At 55.0% G+C, this 22,120-nt stretch carries 20 protein-coding genes; 13 read left to right on the top strand and 7 right to left on the bottom strand.

The window, feature by feature from the left end:
• Position 1: 1 nt before the first annotated feature.
• A complete protein-coding gene (gene thrB / locus FND52_RS11125) occupies positions 2 to 931 on the top strand; it encodes a homoserine kinase (protein WP_125293104.1) in 930 nt (309 codons plus the stop codon).
• Positions 932 to 934: 3 nt separating this feature from the next.
• Entirely contained in the window at positions 935 to 2,221 is a 1,287-nt protein-coding gene (gene thrC / locus FND52_RS11120) for a threonine synthase (protein ID WP_125293105.1), read from the top strand.
• 53 nt (positions 2,222 to 2,274) lie between these two features.
• Here thrC and yaaA read toward each other — a convergent pair whose 3' ends face one another.
• Both yaaA and FND52_RS11110 read right to left on the bottom strand, forming a co-directional pair.
• Positions 2,275 to 3,048, bottom strand: coding sequence for a peroxide stress protein YaaA (gene yaaA, locus FND52_RS11115; protein ID WP_144130820.1), 774 nt, complete (start codon positions 3,046 to 3,048; stop codon positions 2,275 to 2,277).
• A 78-nt stretch (positions 3,049 to 3,126) separates the two neighbouring features.
• Entirely contained in the window at positions 3,127 to 4,560 is a 1,434-nt protein-coding gene (locus FND52_RS11110; protein ID WP_144130818.1) for an alanine/glycine:cation symporter family protein, read from the bottom strand.
• A gap of 203 nt (positions 4,561 to 4,763) precedes the next feature.
• Here FND52_RS11110 and tal point away from each other — a divergent pair, with 203 nt between their 5' ends.
• From tal to FND52_RS11075, 7 genes are all read left to right on the top strand, one after another.
• Complete coding sequence (gene tal, locus FND52_RS11105) at positions 4,764 to 5,717, top strand: transaldolase (RefSeq protein ID WP_125293108.1); 954 nt, start codon at positions 4,764 to 4,766, stop codon at positions 5,715 to 5,717.
• A gap of 122 nt (positions 5,718 to 5,839) precedes the next feature.
• Positions 5,840 to 6,427, top strand: coding sequence for a molybdopterin adenylyltransferase (mog, locus tag FND52_RS11100; protein ID WP_144130816.1), 588 nt, complete (start codon positions 5,840 to 5,842; stop codon positions 6,425 to 6,427).
• Between the two features lie 126 nt (positions 6,428 to 6,553).
• On the top strand, positions 6,554 to 7,858 hold the full coding sequence (locus FND52_RS11095) for an MFS transporter (protein ID WP_144130814.1): 1,305 nt from the start codon (positions 6,554 to 6,556) through the stop codon (positions 7,856 to 7,858).
• A gap of 238 nt (positions 7,859 to 8,096) precedes the next feature.
• Positions 8,097 to 8,852 (top strand): outer membrane protein OmpK, encoded by a 756-nt coding sequence (locus tag FND52_RS11090; protein ID WP_144130812.1) that lies wholly within the window; start codon positions 8,097 to 8,099, stop codon positions 8,850 to 8,852.
• Positions 8,853 to 8,869: 17 nt separating this feature from the next.
• Positions 8,870 to 10,363 carry a sulfatase family protein gene (locus FND52_RS11085; RefSeq protein WP_144130810.1) on the top strand — a complete coding sequence of 498 codons (1,494 nt, stop codon included), beginning with the start codon at positions 8,870 to 8,872 and terminating at the stop codon, positions 10,361 to 10,363.
• A gap of 56 nt (positions 10,364 to 10,419) precedes the next feature.
• Positions 10,420 to 11,562 carry an anaerobic sulfatase maturase gene (locus tag FND52_RS11080; RefSeq protein ID WP_144130809.1) on the top strand — a complete coding sequence of 381 codons (1,143 nt, stop codon included), beginning with the start codon at positions 10,420 to 10,422 and terminating at the stop codon, positions 11,560 to 11,562.
• A 14-nt stretch (positions 11,563 to 11,576) separates the two neighbouring features.
• On the top strand, positions 11,577 to 12,821 hold the full coding sequence (locus FND52_RS11075) for an IS1 family transposase (protein WP_144130807.1): 1,245 nt from the start codon (positions 11,577 to 11,579) through the stop codon (positions 12,819 to 12,821).
• Between the two features lie 47 nt (positions 12,822 to 12,868).
• Here the strand turns inward: FND52_RS11075 and satP are convergent, their stop codons facing one another.
• Positions 12,869 to 13,435 carry an acetate uptake transporter gene (gene satP, locus FND52_RS11070; protein WP_125293111.1) on the bottom strand — a complete coding sequence of 189 codons (567 nt, stop codon included), beginning with the start codon at positions 13,433 to 13,435 and terminating at the stop codon, positions 12,869 to 12,871.
• Positions 13,436 to 13,724: 289 nt separating this feature from the next.
• Between satP and dnaK the strand changes: the two genes are divergently transcribed.
• From dnaK to nhaR, 4 genes are all read left to right on the top strand, one after another.
• Complete coding sequence (gene dnaK, locus FND52_RS11065) at positions 13,725 to 15,641, top strand: molecular chaperone DnaK (RefSeq protein WP_125293112.1); 1,917 nt, start codon at positions 13,725 to 13,727, stop codon at positions 15,639 to 15,641.
• Between the two features lie 149 nt (positions 15,642 to 15,790).
• Positions 15,791 to 16,924: a molecular chaperone DnaJ gene (dnaJ, locus tag FND52_RS11060; protein ID WP_125293113.1), complete on the top strand. Its 1,134-nt coding sequence runs from the start codon at positions 15,791 to 15,793 to the stop codon at positions 16,922 to 16,924.
• 239 nt (positions 16,925 to 17,163) lie between these two features.
• Positions 17,164 to 18,342, top strand: coding sequence for a Na+/H+ antiporter NhaA (nhaA, locus tag FND52_RS11055; RefSeq protein WP_144130805.1), 1,179 nt, complete (start codon positions 17,164 to 17,166; stop codon positions 18,340 to 18,342).
• A gap of 61 nt (positions 18,343 to 18,403) precedes the next feature.
• The gene (gene nhaR, locus FND52_RS11050) at positions 18,404 to 19,297 is read left to right on the top strand and encodes a transcriptional activator NhaR (protein WP_125293115.1); all 894 of its coding nucleotides are present in this window, start codon (positions 18,404 to 18,406) and stop codon (positions 19,295 to 19,297) included.
• Between the two features lie 21 nt (positions 19,298 to 19,318).
• Here nhaR and FND52_RS11045 read toward each other — a convergent pair whose 3' ends face one another.
• From FND52_RS11045 to sgcQ, 4 genes are all read right to left on the bottom strand, one after another.
• A complete protein-coding gene (locus tag FND52_RS11045; protein ID WP_144130803.1) occupies positions 19,319 to 20,110 on the bottom strand; it encodes a DeoR/GlpR family DNA-binding transcription regulator in 792 nt (263 codons plus the stop codon).
• Positions 20,103 to 20,744, bottom strand: coding sequence for a beta/alpha barrel domain-containing protein (locus FND52_RS11040; RefSeq protein WP_125293117.1), 642 nt, complete (start codon positions 20,742 to 20,744; stop codon positions 20,103 to 20,105). The genes FND52_RS11045 and FND52_RS11040 overlap by 8 nt, the downstream gene beginning before the upstream one ends.
• Complete coding sequence (locus FND52_RS11035) at positions 20,744 to 21,193, bottom strand: PTS sugar transporter subunit IIA (protein WP_144130801.1); 450 nt, start codon at positions 21,191 to 21,193, stop codon at positions 20,744 to 20,746. Before FND52_RS11035 ends, FND52_RS11040 begins: the two co-directional genes overlap by 1 nt.
• 109 nt (positions 21,194 to 21,302) lie before the next feature.
• Positions 21,303 to 22,109, bottom strand: a complete 807-nt coding sequence (gene sgcQ, locus FND52_RS11030) for a BtpA family protein SgcQ (protein WP_125293119.1) — start codon at positions 22,107 to 22,109, stop codon at positions 21,303 to 21,305.
• Positions 22,110 to 22,120: the final 11 nt, after the last annotated feature.

The raw sequence follows: 22,120 nt of genomic DNA, 5'->3' as shown, positions 1-22,120 counted from the left end.
GATGGTCAAAGTATATGCCCCGGCCTCCATTGGGAATGTCAGCGTGGGGTTTGATGTATTAGGCGCGGCGGTGACGCCCGCCAGCGGCGAGCTGTTAGGCGATTGCGTGACGGTGGAAGCGGCACAGCAGTTTTCGCTGACCAATCGCGGGCAGTTCGTCAGTAAATTACCCAGCGAGCCGCGTGAAAATATCGTCTATCAGTGCTGGGAGCGCTTTTGTCAGGAGATCGGCAAAACCGTGCCGGTGGCGATGACTCTGGAAAAAAATATGCCTATCGGCTCTGGTCTGGGCTCCAGCGCCTGTTCCGTGGTGGCGGGCCTGATGGCGATGAACGAATTTTGCGGCAAGCCGCTTAACGACACGCGCTTGCTGGCGTTGATGGGCGAGCTGGAAGGGCGCATCTCCGGCAGCATTCATTACGATAACGTCGCGCCCTGCTTTTTAGGCGGTTTGCAGCTGATGCTGGAAGAGAACGGCATTATCAGCCAGCAGGTGCCAGGCTTTGATGAGTGGCTGTGGGTGATGGCGTATCCGGGCATTAAGGTTTCCACCGCCGAAGCGCGGGCGATATTACCGGCGCAGTATCGCCGTCAGGATTGCATCGCCCACGGGCGTTACCTGGCGGGCTTCATTCACGCCTGCCACACCCGCCAGCCGCTGCTGGCGGCGAAGCTGATGCGCGATGTGATTGCCGAACCGTATCGCACCAAACTGCTGCCGGGCTTCAGCCAGGCGCGGCAGGCTGCGGCGGATATCGGCGCGCTGGCCTGCGGGATTTCCGGCTCCGGGCCGACCCTGTTTGCGGTGTGCGATAACCCGGAAACGGCGCAGCGCATGGCGGACTGGCTGCAACAACACTACCTGCAAAATCAGGAAGGCTTTGTACATATTTGCCGTCTGGACACGGCTGGCGCACGAGTACTGGGATAACGCATGAAACTCTATAATCTGAAAGATCATAACGAACAGGTCAGCTTTGCGCAGGCCGTTACGCAAGGACTGGGCAAAAATCAGGGGCTGTTTTTTCCGCACGATTTACCGGAATTCAGCCTCACCGAAATCGACGAGATGCTGAAGCTGGATTTCGTCTCGCGCAGCGCGAAAATCCTGGCCGCGTTTATTGGCGATGAAATTCCGCAGGAGATCCTCGAAAGCCGCGTACGCAACGCTTTTGCCTTCCCGGCACCGGTGAAAAGCGTGCAGCCGGACATCGGCTGTCTGGAACTGTTCCACGGCCCGACGCTGGCGTTTAAAGATTTCGGCGGCCGCTTTATGGCCCAGATGCTGACGCACATCAGCGGCGATAAGCCAGTGACCATTTTAACCGCCACTTCAGGTGATACCGGCGCGGCGGTGGCCCATGCGTTTTACGGGCTGAAGAACGTGCGCGTAGTGATCCTCTATCCGCAGGGCAAAATTTCCCCGCTCCAGGAAAAGCTGTTCTGCACCCTGGGCGGCAACATCGAAACTGTGGCGATCGACGGTGACTTTGACGCCTGCCAGGCGCTGGTGAAGCAGGCGTTTGATGATGAAGAGCTGAAAGTGGCGCTGGGCCTGAACTCGGCGAACTCCATCAACATCAGCCGCTTGCTGGCGCAGATTTGCTATTACTTCGAAGCCGTGGCGCAACTGCCGCAGGAAGCGCGTAATCAGCTGGTGGTGTCCGTGCCCAGCGGCAACTTCGGCGATCTCACCGCCGGGCTGCTGGCGAAATCCCTCGGCCTGCCGGTGAAGCGCTTTATCGCCGCGACTAACGCCAACGACACCGTGCCGCGTTTCCTGCAAAACGGCGAATGGCAGCCGAAGGCCACCGTGGCGACGCTGTCTAACGCGATGGACGTTTCTCAGCCAAACAACTGGCCGCGCGTGGAAGAGCTGTTCCGCCGTAAAGTGTGGCGTCTGAATGAGCTGGGGCATGCGGCGGTGGACGACAGCGTGACTCAGGAAACGATGCGTGAACTGAAAGCAGGCGGGTACGTGTCTGAACCGCATGCGGCGATTGCTTACCGCGCCCTGCGCGACCAGCTGCGTCCGGGAGAATACGGGTTGTTCCTCGGCACGGCGCATCCGGCGAAATTTAAAGAGAGCGTGGAGTCGATCCTCGGCGAGACGCTGGATCTGCCGAAAGAGCTGGCGGAACGTGCCGATCTGCCGCTGCTGTCGCATCAGCTGCCGGCGGATTTCGCGGCGTTACGTCAGTTGATGATGACCAAAGCCTGATAAGGCTTTATCGTCGAGGCCCGGTCTGCGAAAGCGCCGGGCCTTTTTATTGCTTAACGTTCAGGGCGCTTGAAGACCAGCTCGGTTTCGCTCGACATGTCGCGATCCCAGGCATAGCCGTCTACGTCAAACTGGGTCAACTGCTGGGGCAGGGTCAGACGGTTTTCGATTACGTAGCGGCTCATTAATCCGCGCGCTTTCTTGGCGTAGAAACTGATTATCTTAAATTTGCCGTTTTTCTCATCAAGGAATACCGGCTTCACGATTTTCGCGTTCAGCTTCGTCGGACGCACCGCTTTGAAATACTCATCGGACGCCAGGTTAATCAACACGTTGTCGCCCTGGGCGGCCAGCGCATCGTTCAGCGTATGGGTGATAATGTCGCCCCAGAAGGTATATAAATCGCTGCCTTTGGCGTTCTCCAGTTTAATGCCCATTTCCAGCCGGTAGGGCTGCATCAGATCCAGTGGACGCAAGACGCCGTATAACCCCGATAACATCCGCAAATGGCGCTGGGCAAACTCGAAATCCGCCTCGCTGAAGGTCTCCGCCTGGAGCCCGGTATAGACGTCGCCTTTAAACGCCAGAATCGCCTGGCGCGCGTTGTCCGGAGTAAAGTCCGGATGCCAGTCGTGAAAGCGCGTTGCGTTCAGGGAGGCGATTTTATCGCTCACGCCCATCAGCGCTTTGATCTGCGCTTCAGACAAATTGCGCGCTTCGCCAATCAGCTGCTGGGAGTACTCCAGTAGCTCGGGTTGGGTATAGCGTTTAGTGGCCAGCGGGCTTTGATAATCCAGGGTCTTGGCAGGTGAAATCAGTAACAGCATTGCTTTTCCTTACAGGCTTTTTGGTGACTGTAACAAATTTTGGTGCAAAGGTGACCAATGGTTGCAATCAGTTTACGTTCACTCACGCGGTAAGTTTTGCCAGACATCCGGCGCAAGATGCTGTTGGAGCTCTGGAAAACGCGCCGGATCGAAATGCGGCTTCACGCCCAGCTTGCGCTGGCGTAAATAGTCCGCCGCGAGGGTTTTCACTACCGGCGATAGCAACAGAATAGCCGTCAGGTTGGTGATTGCCATCAGGGCCATTGAGATGTCCGCCAGATGCCATACCAGCGTCAGGTTGATCACTGCGCCCATCATGATCATCGCCAGCACGCCCAGCCTGAGCAACCAGATATTACGGGGGGTATCCATGCGCAAAAACACCAGATTGTTTTCCGCATAGGCGTAATTGGCGACAATCGACGTGAAAGCGAACAGCAGCACGATCAGGCCCAGATAGCCACTCGCCCAGTGGCCCGTCAGGCTCACCAGCGCATGCTGGGTTAATAAGATACCCTCATCCGGCGTCAGCGGTTTTTCCGGCAGCCCGGCAATCAGGATAATTACCGCCGTGGCGCTGCAAATAATTACCGTATCAACAAACACGCCGATCATCTGCACGATGCCCTGGGCGGCAGGGTGGGGCGGCCATGATGACGCCGCCGCGGCTGCGTTAGGCGTTGAGCCCATCCCCGCTTCGTTAGAAAACATGCCGCGCTGAAAACCACTGGTCAGCGCCTGGCTAAAGGTGTAGCCCATCACGCCGGACGCCGCTTCCTGCCAGCCGAATGCGCCGGTAAAGATCGTTTCGATGACCTCGGGCATTTTGTCGATATTCAACGCAATAATCGTCAGCCCCGTCAGCACCCACAGGCTCGCCATTACCGGCACCAGCCATTGCGCCATACGGGCAATACCGCGCATTCCCCGGGTGCAGACCAGCAGCGTAAGCGCCGCCAGTACGCTGACCGTTAGCCATTTGGGAATTTGCCAGGCATGATCTAACGCGAAGGCCACCGAGCTGGCCTGGACGGCATTAAACACCAGGCCAAACGACAGCAACAGAAACAGGGAAAACAGCACGCCCATCCAACGCATGCCGAGCCCGCGCTCCATATACCAGGCCGGGCCGCCGCGAAACTGACCGTTACGATCGCGGCCCTTATAAAGTTGCGCAAGCGAGCATTCGGCAAACGAGGTCGCCATGCCGATCAGCGCCGTTACCCACATCCAGAACACCGCGCCGGGGCCGCCCATCGAAATAGCCAGCGCTACGCCTGCAATATTGCCGCTGCCGACGCGTGCCGCCAGGCTGGTGCACAGCGCCTGAAACGCCGTTAAGCCGTCGGGTTGCGGTGTAAAACTCTTTCTCAGCGCCCGGGGGAAATAGCGGATATAGCGGAACTGCACAAAGCCGCTGCGCAACGTGAACCAGATCCCCGCGCACAGCAGCAGGTAGATGAGGACCGATCCCCAGAGTATTTCATTGATAAACGTAAGAAAATCCGGCATTCACATCCCTCTTGATAAACTCATCCGGTTTGCGCAACCGCGCTGGCCGCCTTCCTTCGTGATACTTTGCAGGCTATCGAATAAGGCAGTTTATCACACTGTACCCGCCTGAATTGCTGCGGTTGCGCTGCTCGGGCGTCGTGTTATCATCACCGCAGACCGATTACATCTCCCTAACACGCAGTTTTGAAGAGACTTCTATTATGACGGACAAATTGACCTCCCTTCGTCAGTTCACAACCGTAGTGGCTGATACCGGAGACATCGCGGCAATGAAGCTGTACCAGCCGCAGGATGCAACCACCAACCCTTCTTTGATTCTGAACGCCGCACAAATTCCTGAGTACCGCAAACTGATTGACGATGCGGTGACCTGGGCGCGTGCGCAAAGCGATTCCCGCGAGCAGCAGATTGTTGATGCGTCGGACAAGCTGGCCGTGAATATCGGTCTGGAAATCCTGAAGCTGATCCCGGGCCGTATCTCTACAGAAGTTGATGCGCGTCTTTCCTACGACACCGAAGCGAGCATCGTTAAAGCTAAACGCCTGATCAAACTGTATAACGATGCAGGCATCAGCAACGATCGCATTCTGATCAAACTGGCTTCAACCTGGCAGGGTATCCGTGCGGCGGAGCAGCTGGAAAAAGAAGGCATCAACTGTAACCTGACGCTGCTGTTCTCCTTCGCTCAGGCGCGTGCTTGTGCGGAAGCGGGCGTGTTCCTGATTTCTCCGTTCGTGGGCCGTATCCTCGACTGGTACAAAGCCAACACCGATAAGAAAGAATACGCGGCTGCCGAAGATCCGGGCGTGGTGTCGGTGACTGAAATTTACGAATACTACAAACAGCACGGTTATGAAACCGTGGTGATGGGCGCAAGCTTCCGTAACGTGGGCGAAATTCTGGAGCTGGCGGGCTGCGACCGTCTGACCATCGCGCCAGCGCTGCTGAAAGAGCTGGCAGAAAGCGAAGGCGCGGTTGAGCGTAAACTGGCGTTCAGCGGCGAAGTGAAAGCGCGTCCGGAACGTATCACCGAGTCTGAGTTCCTGTGGCAGCACAACCAGGATCCGATGGCGGTTGATAAACTGGCCGACGGCATCCGTAAGTTCGCGGTTGACCAGGAAAAACTGGAAAAAATGATCGGCGACCTGCTGTAATTTTTCTCGTGGCCGGGCTCTCCCGGCCACACGCTTTGCGTCACGTAATCCCCGCTTCCTCTGTCTGCATCTCCCCGCTCGGTGTATCATTCCGTCACTTTTGAATCATTATCGGAATGGATATGGACACATTACGTATTGGCCTGGTTTCTGTTTCTGATCGCGCTTCCACGGGCGTTTATCAGGACAAAGGCATTCCCGCGCTTGAAGCATGGCTCGCGTCGGCACTCACTACCCCGTTCACCGTTGAAACGCGCCTGATCCCCGACGAACAGCCGGTGATCGAGCAGACACTCTGCGAGCTGGTGGATGAAATGGGCTGCCATTTAGTGCTGACTACCGGCGGCACCGGCCCCGCGCGTCGCGATGTGACCCCTGATGCGACGCTGGCCGTCGCCGATCGTGAAATGCCCGGCTTCGGCGAGCAGATGCGCCAGATCAGCCTCAATTTTGTGCCGACGGCAATTTTGTCCCGTCAGGTAGGGGTGATCCGCAAACAGGCGTTAATCCTCAATCTCCCCGGCCAGCCTAAGTCCATCAAAGAAACCCTGGAAGGATTGCGTGACGAGAGCGGCAAGGTCGCCGTTGCGGGTATTTTCGCCAGCGTGCCTTACTGTATCCAGCTGCTTGATGGCCCTTATATAGAGACTTGTGTTTATGTCGTAGCCGCATTTCGCCCTAAGAGCGCCATTCGCGACATAAAACCCTAAAATTCCTGATGGTGTGACATAACAGCGAAAGCAACTGGTGTAATGCATTTGATACGGTATAGTAATTGTTACTTTACAGTTATCGTATGACGGTATTACACCCTCTCTGTTCACAAACGGTCTCTTATGTCACAACACAATCGCCCGCTCAATCGTCAGGATTATAAAACGTTGACCCTTGCTGCCCTCGGCGGCGCGCTGGAGTTTTACGACTTCATCATCTTCGTGTTCTTTGCGGCGGTGGTCGGGGAACTCTTTTTCCCAACCGATATCCCTGAATGGCTGCGTCAGGTACAAACCTTCGGCATCTTTGCGGCGGGCTATCTGGCACGTCCGCTGGGCGGCATTATCATGGCGCATTTTGGCGATCTGGTTGGCCGTAAGAAAATGTTTACGCTGAGCATCCTGCTGATGGCGGTACCTACGCTGGCGATGGGCTTATTACCCACCTATGCCACCGTAGGCATTGCCGCGCCGCTGCTGCTGTTGCTGATGCGTCTGCTACAGGGCGCGGCAATTGGCGGTGAGGTGCCCGGCGCGTGGGTGTTTGTTGCGGAGCATGTGCCCGCACGACGCATCGGTATCGCCTGCGGAACGCTCACGGCGGGCCTGACGGTGGGGATTTTGCTGGGTTCGGTGGTCGCCACGCTGGTTAATACCAGCATGACCCAGCAGGCGGTACACGACTGGGGTTGGCGCGTGCCGTTCCTGCTCGGCGGCGCGTTTGGCCTGGTCGCCATGTACTTACGTCGCTGGTTGCAGGAGACGCCAATTTTCCTTGAGATGCAGCAGCGAAAAGCCCTGGCGCAGGAGTTGCCGGTAAAAGCCGTGGTGGTGCGCCATAAAAAAGCGGTGGTGGTATCGATGCTGCTGACCTGGCTACTGTCTGCGGGGATCGTGGTAGTGATCCTGATGTCGCCGGTCTGGTTGCAAAAACAGTATGACTTTGCGCCCGCGCTGACATTGCAGGCGAACAGCATCGCCACCATTATGCTGTGCTTCGGCTGCCTGATTGCCGGGCTGGCGGTGGATCGTTTTGGTGCCAGCAAAACCTTTATCGTCGGCAGCCTGCTGCTGGCCTGTTCCAGCTGGTTCTTTTACCACTTATCCGGCGCGCATCCTGAACAGCTGTTCCTGCTGTATGGCACGGTAGGTTTGTGCGTGGGCGTGGTGGGAGCCGTGCCTTACGTGATGGTGCGTTCTTTTCCGGCAGAAGTGCGTTTCACCGGGATCTCGTTTTCCTATAACGTGTCGTATGCCATTTTCGGTGGCTTAACGCCCATCGCCGTTACCATGTTAATGGGCGTTTCGCCCATGGCTCCGGCCTGGTACGTCCTGGCACTCTCGCTGATGGGGCTTGGCCTGGGCATCTGGCTACGTCAGGAGAGTTATCAGGCGGATGCTGCGCCTGAACGCGCCGCCGTACAGTAATTCTGATTGTTATGTGACGCCGTCAGCCAGTGGCTGACGGCGTTTTTTTATGGGCAGCAGCCACGTTAAATCAATAGGTTAATCCGCTCCGATCCCCAATTTCTGTCACCTCTCTTCCTTGTAATAATTCTCACAAATATTGTGTGAAAATTATCACGAATATTTACCTGGGCTCTCCCTACCATGCTCTCCGATGAATCATCTGTTTTTTGGAAAATACCATCAGGGAGTTATCACAATGAATATAAACGACCTCAGGGGTTGGCTACTGACGCTGACTGTTTTACTGGCCGGGCAGGCACAGGCGCTGGAATTAAAAACGTCTTATGGCTCGGTGAACGCCGGGTATGCCAACTGGAATAACGGATTTGAAAATACCCATCGTGGCGAAGTCTGGAAAGCGACCGCGGATTTCGGCGCTATTTTCGATAAAGCGGAGTTTTATTCTTTTTTTGAAAGCAACGTATTAAATCATCCGGTTGAAGGGCGTAACCACGTATTGTCTGCACAAACTCACATTCGCTTATTTGATTCTGATTTTAGCTTTATGGGCAAGTTGTATGGTCAGTTTGAAAATAAATGGGGCGATGAGCTGAATATGATGTACGGCTTCGGCTATTTAGGCTGGGCTGGTCCACAGGGTTTCTTTAAGCCTTACGTCGCGCTGCACAACCTCTCTTCTGACTACACCTCCAGAAAATACGGGCAGGCCAACGGTCTGAACGGCTACGTCGTGGGCTGGACCGCCGCCTGGTTTTTCGACCTGTGGGGCGAAAAGATGGTGCTCTCCAACTGGAATGAATTTGAACTCGACCGTAATGATGCGTATGCGGAACAACAGCACAGCAAAAACGGTATTAACGGCGGGCTAACCCTCACCTGGAAATTCTACCCTCATTTCAAAGCCAGTATGACGTACCGCTATTTCGATAACAAACTCGGCTATGAAAACTACGGCGACCAATTGATTTATATGCTCGGCTACGAATTTTAATTAATAAGGAACAGGCGATGAAAAAACATATTTTGGCCACGCTGGTCAGCGCCGCGTTTTGCGCGTCGGTTGCAATCCATCCCGCGCTGGCAGCAGAAAATCATCAAAAACCTAATGTAGTGATTATTCTGGCGGATGATTTAGGTTATGGGGATTTAGGTGTTTATGGACATCCGATTGTCAAAACGCCGAATATCGACAAGCTGGCGCAGGAAGGGGTGCGTTTTACCCAATATTATGCGCCCGCACCGCTGTGTTCACCGTCCCGCGCCGGGCTATTAACCGGACGCACGCCGTTCCGTACCGGCATTCGCTCCTGGATCCCTGCCACCAAAAACGTGGCGCTGGGGCGTAACGAAAAAACCATTGCCAATTACCTCAAAGACCAGGGCTATGACACCGCGATGATGGGTAAATGGCATCTGAATGCCGGTGCGGATCGCCACGACCAGCCGCAGGCTGAAGACGCCGGTTTCCAGTACACCCTGGTCAATGCCGCTGGATTTGTCACCAGCGATCTGGATAAAGCCAAAGAGCGCCCACGGTACGGCGTGGTTTATCCCAACGGTTTTTACCGTAATGGCAAAGCGCTGGGCACCGTGAAGCAAATCAGCGGCGAGTTTGTCAGCCAGGAGGCCATTAACTGGTTAAATAATAAAAAAGATAATAATCCGTTCTTCATGTATGTGGCGTTTACCGAAGTTCATAGCCCGCTGGCTTCGCCGAAAAAATATCTCGATATGTATAACGCGTACATGAGCGAGTATCAGAAACAGCACCCGGATCTGTTCTACGCCGACTGGGCGGATAAACCGTATCGCGGGCCAGGCGAGTATTACGCCAATATCAGCTATATGGATGAGCAGGTCGGTAAGGTGCTGGCGAAAATTAAATCGATGGGCCAGGAAGACAACACCATTGTGATTTTCACCAGCGACAACGGCCCGGTTACCCGCGAAGCGCGTAAATGGTATGAACTCAACCTGGCAGGCGAAACCGACGGATTGCGTGGCCGTAAAGACAACCTGTGGGAAGGCGGTACGCGCGTGCCCGCCATCGTGAAATACGGCAAACATCTACAGGCGGGCACGGTATCTGACGTGCCGGTGAGCGGCCTGGACGTGCTGCCAACCCTGGCTGAATTGACCCACTTCGATTTACCGAAGGATCGCGTTATTGATGGCGAATCCATCGTGCCGGTCCTGGAAGGGAAAACCCTCACCCGCCAAAAACCGATCCTGACGGCTATCGACATGCCGTTCCAGGACGATCCTACCGATATGTGGGCGCTGCGCGACGGCGACTGGAAGATGATTTTCGACCGCGACAGTAAACCGAAGTATCTCTACAACCTGAAACAGGATCGCGGCGAAACCATGAATCAGCTCGGCAAACAGCCGGTCGTGGAAAAACAGCTGGTGGCGGCGTTTAAAAATTACCAGGCCAGTATTGAGCATGACGCGTTGATGGAAGCGCGCGGCGAGAAACCCACCCCGGTTGACTGGAACTAGCTGTAGCAGAGCGGCCCTGCGGTAAACGTGGGGCCGGTTATTAAAGGGAAAGAAACATGAAAAGCTGCCATGTGATGGCCAAACCAACCGGCGCGCTCTGCAATCTCGGCTGTGATTACTGCTTTTATCTGGATAAAGCCCAACTGTACCCGGAACGCCATGCGCGCTGTATGGATGACGAGACGCTTAGCCTGTTTGTTCAACAGCAGATTGCCGCACAGGACACCGACGAGGTTATCTTCGCCTGGCAGGGCGGGGAGCCAACGCTTGCCGGACTGGCATTTTTTCAACGCGCGGTGGCGCTGCAACAGCAGTTTGCCCAGGGGAAAACCATCCTCAATACCTTCCAGACTAATGGCATTCTGCTTGACGATGCCTGGTGCCGGTTTTTCAGGCAACATCACTTTTTGATTGGCATCTCGGTGGACGGTGACGCCGTTCTGCATAACGCTTACCGTAAAACCAACGCCGGAAAACCGACGTATCATCACGTTGAAGCCGCTGTGAAATTGCTGCAAAAACACGGCGTGGCGTTTAACACCTTAACGGTGGTGAATGCGCTGAACAGCCAGCATCCGCTGCAGGTGTACGACGCTCTGAAAAAACTTGGCAGCCGCCATATGCAGTTTATTCCACTGCTGGAAGCATCAGAACAAGGGGTAAGCCAGCGCAGCCTGAAACCCGCGGACTTTGGTACTTTCCTGAAAACGATTTTTTATCAGTGGGTACGTCATGATATTGGCGTCATCGAAGTGCCGATTTTTGAGCATGCGTTTGCCGTATGCTGCGGCCTCCCGGCGTTAACCTGCGTATTCGCGCCCTCCTGCGGTAGCGCGTTTGCCCTTGAGCTGAACGGCGATATTTATCAGTGCGATCACTTCGTCAGCCCGGAATACCTGCTTGGCAATCTTCATCAGAGCACGCTGCGCGAGATGCTGGAAAGCGACGCGAATCGGATGTTTGGCCATTACAAGTCGCCGCTTGCGTCGGAATGCGCGGCCTGCGGGGTGAGATCCGCCTGTCATGGCGGTTGCCCGAAAGATCGCATCACGTTCTCCAGTACCGGATCTAAAAATCTGAATTATTTCTGTCCGAGCTATCAGGCGTTTTTCAGGTTTGTTCAACCTTATATGCTGATGATGAAATCACTGCTGGAGCAGGGCTACTTACCCTCCGATATTCGTCACTATGTTACCTGACGGACGGCTCTCTTATGAACGCCTGGACGCATGTTAACTGCTGCAAGACTATCGGATGCCGGTTATTTGGCGTCGCGAATAGCGCACGCTATTTGCATATCGGACGTAACTGCCGCTGCCCGGAATGCGGTTACTATTTCCCGTTCATCTCGCCCGGCTCGCTAAGTGCTTTCAGCCATCAAAGCAATCACCATTATGCCGGCGTCATGTTGTGTTGCCCCGGCTGTGGACAGACGGATGCGCTGGTACGCCATGGGCAAAACGCGGCAGGGAAACAGCGCTGGCGCTGCCAGGCCTGCGCGCGCACCTTTACCCATTATGCCGGGCCAGTGGCCTGGGACGAAAAACTTACCCCGCTACGCGAAGCCATTGCCACAGGCACATCTTTCAGACTGGTCTATCAGGACAGCCAGCTTATTAGCCGTGCGCTATCCCGGCTGGCATTTCTGGCAGGGCTTGAACAGGTGCATTCCTCGCTCGCGTCCCTGAATGTGGAATTCTCTACTACCGCATTTACCGTTGGGTTTAACGGCGGCGAGAACCGGCTTTATCTCATCGTAACGGCGGATAACAAAACGGGCCGCGTGATCGCTTTATCAACCAACTATATGGCGCTAAATCAGGGGATTGGCCAGGAGTGGCGGTATCCTTCGCTGCCCGGTGAAAAACAGAGTACGCAGAGCGTGATACGCCAGGTTTTTGACAAAGACCGCATTATCAAGCAACGCCCACTGCTGTTTGATGTGGCTTATGGTGTGGCTGAACTTAAACGAGACGATGCAGGCGTCGTGGTCAAGCCGGTTATCGCCGCCTATCGCCACTTTGCGCTGGTGCATGCGTTAACCCATAAAAGGGTGCTGTCTGTTCAGCACTGGCTGGCGCATGAATGCTTTCTTTATGGCGCGTGTCTAATGGCCAATCGCCATGACGTAGTGAGCCAGCGCAGCCGCATCGGCTTCGTTTATGAGCGTGGAACGCGTGATGATACCCAGCGATTACGCAGCGATACCGTGGTTTCCAGCATCATCTGGCGCGATAGCTGGCGCTGTTATTCCCAGCGCCATTATGAGATGGCGGTGTGCCATCTCACCGGCAATCCCGGCAATGCTGCTTTCCTCCACGCCACTCTGCAACCCGCGAAGGCATTTCAGTCCTGGTTAGCCATGCATCCCGTCTGGCCGCAGCTAAACCGGCTGGCACCGCGCAATGTGGTGGCCTTGCTGGAGTATCTGGCGGCGGAATATAACCGGGAACGGTAAAAAAAACGGCTGCCAAAAGGCAGCCGTTGAGTAAGAAGCGGTGACGCTTAGTGCTGTTCGCCAATCGGCAACACGGTGCGGCCATATTGTTCGTTCAGCACTTCGCCCATCGCCAGATAGATGGCGCTTGCGCCGCAAACCAGACCAATCCAACCCGCGACGTGAACAATGCTCTCGTTGTCCGCCAGATGGCCAATCGCCAGCAGCGCGAACAGAACGGTCAGGCTCAGGAATACGAATTGCAGTACCCGTGCGCCCTTCAACGTGCCGAAGAACATGAACAGGGTGAAGATGCCCCAGATGCCCAGGTAAACACCCAGGAAATGACCGTTAGCCGCTTCCGCCAGGCCCATTTTAGGCATCAGCAGGATCGCGACCAGGGTCAGCCAGAAGGAGCCATAAGACGTAAACGCGGTTAAACCGAAAGTATTCCCTTTCTTAAACTCCAGCAGGCCCGCGAAAATCTGCGCGATGCCGCCGTAGAAAATGCCCATCGCCAGAATAATGCCGTCCAGCGGGAAGAGACCGATATTGTGCAGGTTAAGCAGAATAGTGGTCATGCCGAAACCCATTAATCCCAGCGGTGCGGGGTTAGCCAACTTTGTGTTGCCCATAAATCCTCAAATCGTTGGTTATATAGATGTAAATACCCGCCGCCAGAAAGTGTGATCCGTGTCGGGCGCGGCATAATAATCAGCCAATACCCCGCCGTCTATGATCTGCACAGGTAAAAGAAAAAAATTTTATTTGTTGCCCCTTGATGCGCAGCGATACGACCCCATCTTGTAGTCAACCGCAGTGAGTGGACGTGAAAAATAATGATGGGGCAGTTGAAACTCACGGTTTCGCCCTTATTACAGGTTCACAACCACATAATGACGAATTTTTAGTGGAGACGTTTAGATGGGTAAAATTATTGGTATCGACCTGGGGACGACTAACTCTTGTGTCGCGATTATGGATGGTACTACCGCGCGTGTTCTGGAGAACGCCGAGGGTGACCGCACCACGCCTTCTATCATTGCTTATACACAGGATGGCGAAACTCTGGTAGGTCAGCCGGCTAAACGTCAGGCAGTGACTAACCCGCAGAACACGCTGTTCGCGATTAAACGCCTGATCGGTCGCCGCTTCCAGGATGAAGAAGTTCAGCGTGATGAAGCCATCATGCCGTACAAAATCATCGCCGCCGACAACGGTGACGCATGGCTTGACGTGAAAGGCCAGAAAATGGCACCGCCGCAGATTTCTGCAGAAGTGCTGAAGAAAATGAAGAAAACGGCTGAAGATTACCTGGGCGAACCGGTAACTGAAGCGGTTATCACCGTACCTGCGTACTTCAACGATGCTCAGCGTCAGGCAACCAAAGATGCTGGCCGTATCGCGGGTCTGGAAGTAAAACGTATCATCAACGAACCGACTGCAGCCGCGCTGGCTTACGGTCTGGATAAAGAAGTCGGCAACCGTACTATTGCGGTTTACGACCTCGGCGGCGGTACTTTCGATATCTCTATTATCGAAATCGACGACGTTGACGGTGAAAAAACCTTTGAAGTACTGGCGACCAACGGTGACACCCACCTGGGTGGCGAAGACTTCGACAGCCGTATGATCAACTACCTGGTGGAAGAGTTTAAGAAAGACCAGGGTATCGATCTGCGCAACGATCCGCTGGCGATGCAGCGTCTGAAAGAAGCGGCAGAAAAAGCCAAAATCGAGCTGTCTTCCGCTCAGCAGACCGACGTGAACCTGCCGTACATCACTGCAGACGCCACCGGTCCGAAACACATGAACATCAAAGTGACTCGCGCGAAACTGGAAAGCCTGGTCGAAGACCTGGTGAACCGTTCCATCGAGCCGCTGAAAGTGGCGCTGCAGGATGCTGGCCTGTCCGTATCCGACGTGCAGGACGTGATCCTGGTCGGCGGTCAGACTCGTATGCCGATGGTGCAGAAAAAAGTTGCCGAGTTCTTTGGTAAAGAGCCGCGTAAAGACGTTAACCCGGATGAAGCTGTGGCCATCGGCGCAGCGGTTCAGGGCGGCGTATTGACCGGCGACGTGAAAGACGTACTGCTGCTGGACGTTACCCCGCTGTCTCTGGGTATCGAAACCATGGGCGGCGTGATGACGGCGCTGATCAGCAAAAACACCACTATCCCGACCAAGCACAGCCAGGTGTTCTCTACTGCGGAAGACAACCAGTCTGCGGTAACCATCCATGTGCTGCAGGGTGAACGTAAACGCGCCAGCGATAACAAATCTCTGGGCCAGTTCAACCTGGACGGGATTAACCCGGCACCGCGCGGTATGCCGCAGATCGAAGTCACCTTCGACATTGATGCGGACGGTATCCTGCACGTGTCTGCGAAAGACAAAAACAGCGGTCGCGAGCAGAAAATCACCATCAAGGCATCTTCTGGTCTGAACGAAGATGAAATCCAGAAAATGGTGCGCGAAGCGGAAGCAAACGCAGAGTCTGACCGTAAGTTCGAAGAGCTGGTACAGACCCGCAACCAGGCAGACCACCTGGTGCACAGCACCCGTAAGCAGGTTGAAGAAGCAGGCGATCAACTGCCAGCTGACGACAAAACGGCTATCGAGTCTGCGCTGACCGCGCTGGAAACTGCGCTGAAAGGCGAAGATAAAGCCGATATCGAAGCCAAAATGCAGGCGCTGGCGCAGGTTTCCCAGAAGCTGATGGAAATCGCTCAGCAGCAACATGCGCAGCAGCAGGCTGGCGGTGCTGACGCTTCTGCGAACAACGCGAAAGATGATGATGTTGTCGACGCCGAGTTCGAAGAAGTTAAAGACAAAAAATAATCGCCCTTTGAACGGGTAAAACACTGATACGGGCGAAGAGGATCTCCTCTCCGCCCGTTTATTCTTGTATTCCCGGATGAATTTGCGTTGCGTAACGGTCAACGCGGGCGCGGCGTGAATGAAACAGGGAATAAGGGCAGATAAAAGAAATGGCGAAAAAAGACTATTACGAGATTTTAGGCGTTCCGAAAACCGCGGAAGAGCGTGAAATCAAAAAGGCTTACAAACGCCTGGCAATGAAATATCACCCGGACCGTAATCAGGGTGATAAAGACGCTGAAGACAAATTCAAAGAGATTAAAGAAGCCTATGAAGTGCTGACCGACGCGCAAAAACGCGCGGCTTACGATCAGTACGGCCATGCGGCATTTGAGCAGGGCGGCATGGGCGGCGGCGGATTTGGCGGTGGCGGTGCCGATTTCAGCGACATCTTCGGCGATGTTTTCGGCGATATTTTTGGCGGTGGACGTGGCCGTCAGCGCGCGGCACGCGGCGCAGATCTCCGTTACAACATGGAGCTGACGCTGGAAGAAGCGGTACGCGGCGTCACCAAAGAGATCCGCATTCCGACCCTGGAAGAGTGCGACGTCTGCCACGGCAACGGCGCGAAACCGGGCACCCAGCCGCAGACCTGTCCGACCTGCCACGGCGCAGGCCAGGTGCAGATGCGCCAGGGCTTCTTTGCGGTGCAGCAGACCTGTCCGCACTGTCAGGGCCGCGGTACGTTGATCAAAGATCCATGCACCAAATGCCACGGCCATGGTCGCGTTGAGAAATCGAAAACCCTGTCGGTTAAAATCCCGGCGGGCGTGGATACCGGCGACCGCATCCGCCTGGCAGGCGAGGGCGAAGCGGGCGAGCACGGCGCACCGGCAGGTGATTTGTACGTTCAGGTGCAGGTCAAACAGCATCCGATCTTCGAGCGCGAAGGCAATAACCTGTATTGCGAAGTGCCGATTAACTTTGCAATGGCCGCGCTGGGCGGAGAAATCGAAGTGCCGACGCTGGATGGCCGCGTGAAGCTGAAAGTGCCGCACGAAACCCAAACCGGCAAGCTGTTCCGCATGCGCGGCAAGGGCGTGAAATCCGTACGCGGCGGTGCGCAGGGCGACCTGTTATGCCGCGTGGTGGTAGAAACGCCGGTTGGCCTCAACGAGAAGCAGAAGCAGCTGCTGAAAGATTTACAGGAAAGTTTCGGCGGCCCGACGGGCGAGAAAAACAGCCCGCGTTCCAAAAGCTTCTTTGATGGCGTGAAGAAGTTCTTTGACGATTTAACGCGTTAAGTTTCATGCGATACGCAAAAACCTGTATCTACACTGAGTAGATACAGGTTTTTTTTTGATTATTTTCCAACGGGAAAATGCTCAGAAGTTTCCTGAAAACCTGACTAGCCTATTTTTTATATCGGAAATAGCGATCTTATACGGCGAAATAATCTGTTTTTAACGAACTTTAAGGCGCTGTAAGATAGAAAATATATCGTATTTTAATAACGGATATGGAATTATTGAGGTAGTTAGGCATGTCAAAATTGATTCAACGTTTTCTGGCTAACGAAGCATCGGGTGGGGTGATTTTAATCATCGCTGCGGCCATGGCCATGCTGTTCGCGAACATAGAAAGCACCCATACAGGATACCAGCAATTTCTCAGTACGCCCGTAGAGATCACGTTTGGCGCACTGGAAATCAAAAAGAATTTGCTCCTGTGGATCAATGACGCCCTGATGGCGATCTTCTTTTTGTTGATCGGCCTGGAAGTGAAGCGGGAACTCTTGCAGGGCTCGCTGGCCAGCCGCCGTCAGGCCGCATTCCCGGCTATCGCTGCTGTAGGCGGTATGGCGATCCCGGCAGCGGTATACCTGCTGTTCAATTTCCAGGATCCCGCGACCCGCGAAGGATGGGCGATCCCGGCAGCGACGGATATCGCATTTGCATTAGGCGTCCTGGCGTTATTGGGTAAGCGAGTGCCGCCTGCCCTGAAAGTGTTTTTGATGGCGTTGGCGATTATCGATGATTTAGGGGCAATTATCATCATTGCGCTGTTTTACACCCATCAGCTTTCGATGCTGTCGTTGCTGGTGGCGGCGGGGGCGATTACGGCATTAGCGATGCTGAATGTGCTTAATGTTCGCCGCACCGGCATTTATATTCTGGTGGGCGTCATACTCTGGACGGCGGTGCTAAAATCCGGCATTCATGCCACCCTGGCGGGGGTGATTATCGGCTTCTTTATCCCGCTGAAGGCGCAGAGAGGGCACTCTCCGGCGAGGGAACTGGAGCATATACTGCATCCGTGGGTCGCGTTTTTGATCCTGCCGCTGTTTGCTTTCGCCAATGCGGGCGTATCGCTTCAGGGTGTGACCCTGGAAGGGCTGACATCACTGCTGCCGCTGGGCATTATTGCCGGACTGTTTATTGGAAAGCCTTTAGGCATCAGTCTGTTTTGCCTGCTGGCGTTAAAACTTAAACTGGCCTCGCTACCCGAAGGCACTACGTTTAAGGAAATTATGGCGGTTGGGGTGTTGTGCGGCATCGGATTCACGATGTCCATCTTCATCGCGACTCTGGCATTTAGCAATGCCGATCCCACGTTTATTACATGGGCAAAACTGGGCATTCTTATCGGCTCGCTACTGGCGGCAATCGTAGGCTACGGCCTGTTACGGATACGGTATTCAGACGCAAAGGTTCGCGCCTGAATCGCAAACACATGGAAGCGTTCTTGCCGAACATCATTATCAATCAGGGAGCGAAAGCGATATGTCACACATCAATTACAACCACCTTTACTATTTTTGGCACGTGTATAAGGAAGGGTCGGTTGTGGGGGCGGCGGAAGCGTTGTATCTGACGCCGCAAACCATCACCGGGCAGATTAAAGCATTAGAAGAGCGGCTACAGGGCAAGCTGTTCAAGCGTAAGGGGCGGGGCATTGAGCCCAGCGAGCTGGGAGAACTGGTGTTCCGCTACGCCGATCGCATGTTTACGCTCAGCCAGGAGATGCTTGATATCGTCAACTATCGCAAAGAGTCGCACCTGCTGTTTGACGTGGGGGTTGCGGATGCGCTCTCCAAACGCCTGGTGAGCGGTGTGCTGGATGCCGCCGTGGTGGAGGATGAACAGATCCATTTACGCTGTTTTGAATCCACCCACGAGATGCTGCTGGAGCAGCTTAGCCAGCATAAGCTGGACATGATTATTTCTGATTGCCCGATCGATTCCACCCAACAGGAAGGGCTGTTTTCGGTGAAAATCGGCGAGTGCGGCGTCAGCTTCTGGTGCCAGACGCCGGGGCCGGAAAAGCCGTTTCCCGCCTGTCTGGAAGAGCGCAGGCTGCTGATTCCGGGCCGCCGATCGATGCTGGGCCGCAAGGTGTTGAACTGGCTTAATGCTCAGGCGTTGAATATTGAGATCCTGGGAGAATTCGACGACGCTGCGCTGATGAAAGCCTTCGGCTGCGCCCATAATGCGATTTTTGTCGCGCCGACGCTGTATACCCAGGATTTTTTCGACGACAAAACGGTGGTGGAGATCGGGCGGATAGATAACGTGATGGAAGAGTATCACGCGATTTTTGCCGAGCGCATGATCCAGCACCCAGCGGTACAGCGTATCTGTAACCGCGACTATTCCTCACTGTTTGTTACGCCTTAACGGGCCCGGAGAGCGGTGCGGTCACCGCTCTCCTTTGGCGCGAATAATATGAATGCCCGCCTGCTGATAACGCTGCATCACGTCACTGGATAACCCGCTGTCGGTAATAATCGTTTTAATACAGGACAGTGTGGCCACCCTGTGCGGTTCCACCTTATCGAATTTTCCGTGATCCGCCAGCAGAATAACCTCTCTGGCTCGCTGGATGATGCGGCTTTTTACTCCCACTTCAAACATGGTGGCATTGGTGATGCCTGCTTCCAGCGACAGCGCGTCGCAGGACAAAAAGGCGCGCTCTACCGAAAAGGCGTTCAACATTTCCAGCGCCAGGCTCTCTCCTATTGAAAAGTAGCCCGGTCGCACCATTCCCCCAATGATGTAGCTTTCAATATTGTTAAAGCAGCCCAGTTGATTGGCAATTTTTATATCCACTGAAATTGCTTTAGCCTGCACATCGCCCAGGCGCTTAGCCAGTTCAAGACAGGTCGATCCGGAATCCAGCATAAAGCAGTCGCCATCGCGGATCATTGCGCGCGCCGCGACGGCGATTTCGTGTTTCGCCTGGCTTTGCAGGCTGTTTTTCAAATCAAAAACGTATTCTTTATCCGAGGTGTCGCTGTCGAATTCCAGCCATCCATGACGACGCACCATGCCGGGATAATGACTGGCGATAAAATGAAAATCGCGCCGCACCGTGGCGTGGGCATAGCCAAACAGCTCGACGGCCTGGCTGGAGGAAAGGCGGCGATGTTGCCAGAGATAATGCAGCATCTGTTGAATACGATCGGGGCGGCTTTGAGAGCGATCATCCATTTAACGCACTCCTGAAGGATTCCAGCGTCGTCGCGGGATTGTCTGAGGCAAAGAGCGCCCGCCCGAGAACCAGATGTTCTGCGCCGGCCAGTTTGAGCTGCTGCCCGGCGGTTTCAGCAATCCCGCCGTCAGCCCAACATTCGGCATCGGGAAAATAGCGCGCGCAGGCGGCCACCTTGTCGATTAACGTGGGGTTAAAGCATTGGCCGTGCCCATCCGGCTCGCTGGTCATGACCAGACAGGCGTCGAGGGCGTCCCGGAGATAGCAATAGGGCTCAAGCGGCGTGGCGGGGTTAAACGCCAGGCCTGCGCGGGCACCGGTTTCACGGATCGCCGTCAGCGCTTCTGCGGGGTTTGCCAGCGCTTCTGCATGAACAAAAATCCACCCGGGGGTAAACGGCGACAGCGCCCGAAACCACGGCCAGGGATTGGCGACCATTAAATGGAAAGAGAGCGGATGCTGCGTGGCTTCAAAGACGCTGCGGACGGTTTTCAGACCAAACGTAATATTCGAGATGAAGCTGGTGTCTTCAATATCCAGGTGCCATGAGCCAATCGGGGCATGGTCAAACTGGCTTAACGCCTGATGCAGGCGCAGCGGATCGGCAGAGGCAAGAGAAGGATGCAGAATCATCATTTACTCCTGACGAGAGACTGCTTCAGCAACTGGTACAGCGCGCTATCGTCATCGGCGTGGCGTAACGCCGTGATAAAGGCATCATCTCCCAGCCACTGGCTGATGCGCTGAATGGTCGCGATATGGCGGTTAGCATCCGTCGCGGTTAACGCAATCAGCAGCCAGACCGGATCGCACTCTTCATGACCAAAAGTCACCGGCTGCTGAAGCGTCGTCACGGCAATCTGGTTGTGCATTGCACCCTGCTCAGGCCGGGCATGGGGTAAGGCGATCCCCGGCGCTACCACATAGTACGGCCCCCAGGCCAGCGTGTTCTCAATTACACCGTCAAGGTAGGCGGCTTGCGCGGCACCGTGGCGGATCAGAGGCTCAATCGCGATGGCTAAGGCCTCTCTCCAGTCGGTGGCGTTCCGGCAGGCTTGTACCCATTTCACATCATTCAACATGGCACATTGACTCCCTTCCCAGAGTGGGTATGGTGAAAACGCTCCCGCCGGTACTTTTGGCGAAGACAGCGGGAGCGCCCCGGGGGATAAGCGTTTGCTTATCCCTTTCTTATTGCCTTATCTGGTGCACTTTCTCCATGAAGCGGCTCACCCGTTCCTGATCGACAAAGTTGGCGAAGACGCCGTCCTTTTTGAACCAGGTTGCGGTGACGCAGCCATCGGCGATGGTCAATTGCTCTTCCACGTTATCGAGGCAAACGCCGGTGTTGGCCAGCACCACGGTATCCGGAACGGTTTCTTTGACGCGTTTTAACACAGCGCTGTCTGTTTTCGCCCCGGCCGTTAATCCGGAAACGCATAACGCGTCGGGATGGTTGTTAAACACGGTGGATTTGGCAATGGAACAGATATCGCGATTTCCCAGATAAACGGCGGCTTCGGGCACGATATTGAACAGGGTCTTCACGTGACCTGCGCCAATCCGATGCTGGTGGCGAATGGTTTCGCCGACATTGGTATCCCAGATGCCGAAATCGCTGGCATAAACGCCGGTGAAAATCTCCCGAATGAATGACGCGCCGGTCGCCATGGCTAAATCAAAAGACGCGACGGGGTCCCAAAGCACATTGACGCCATAGGGCACACGGATTTCCGTCATCAGTTGCCCAACGATACGCGCCATTGCCGCCGTGGTTTCAGGCCGCACTTTCGTGAGATAGGGCAGGCTGAACTCATTGGAAAACATCACCGCGTCAACGCCGCCGTTCTGCAACGCCATGAGATCGTCATGCGCGCGGTCAAGAACCCAGTTAATGCCCTTTTGGTGATCGAATCCCGGATCGCCCGGCAAAGCCCGCAGGTGACACATCGCAATAACCGCTTTCTCTGTGCCTATAACGCTTTTAAGCCAACTCATTCATTTACTCC

The organism is Atlantibacter subterraneus, assembly GCF_007570865.1.
GTDB lineage: Bacteria > Pseudomonadota > Gammaproteobacteria > Enterobacterales > Enterobacteriaceae > Atlantibacter > Atlantibacter subterraneus.
This window is presented reverse-complemented; position numbering and strand designations above follow the sequence as displayed.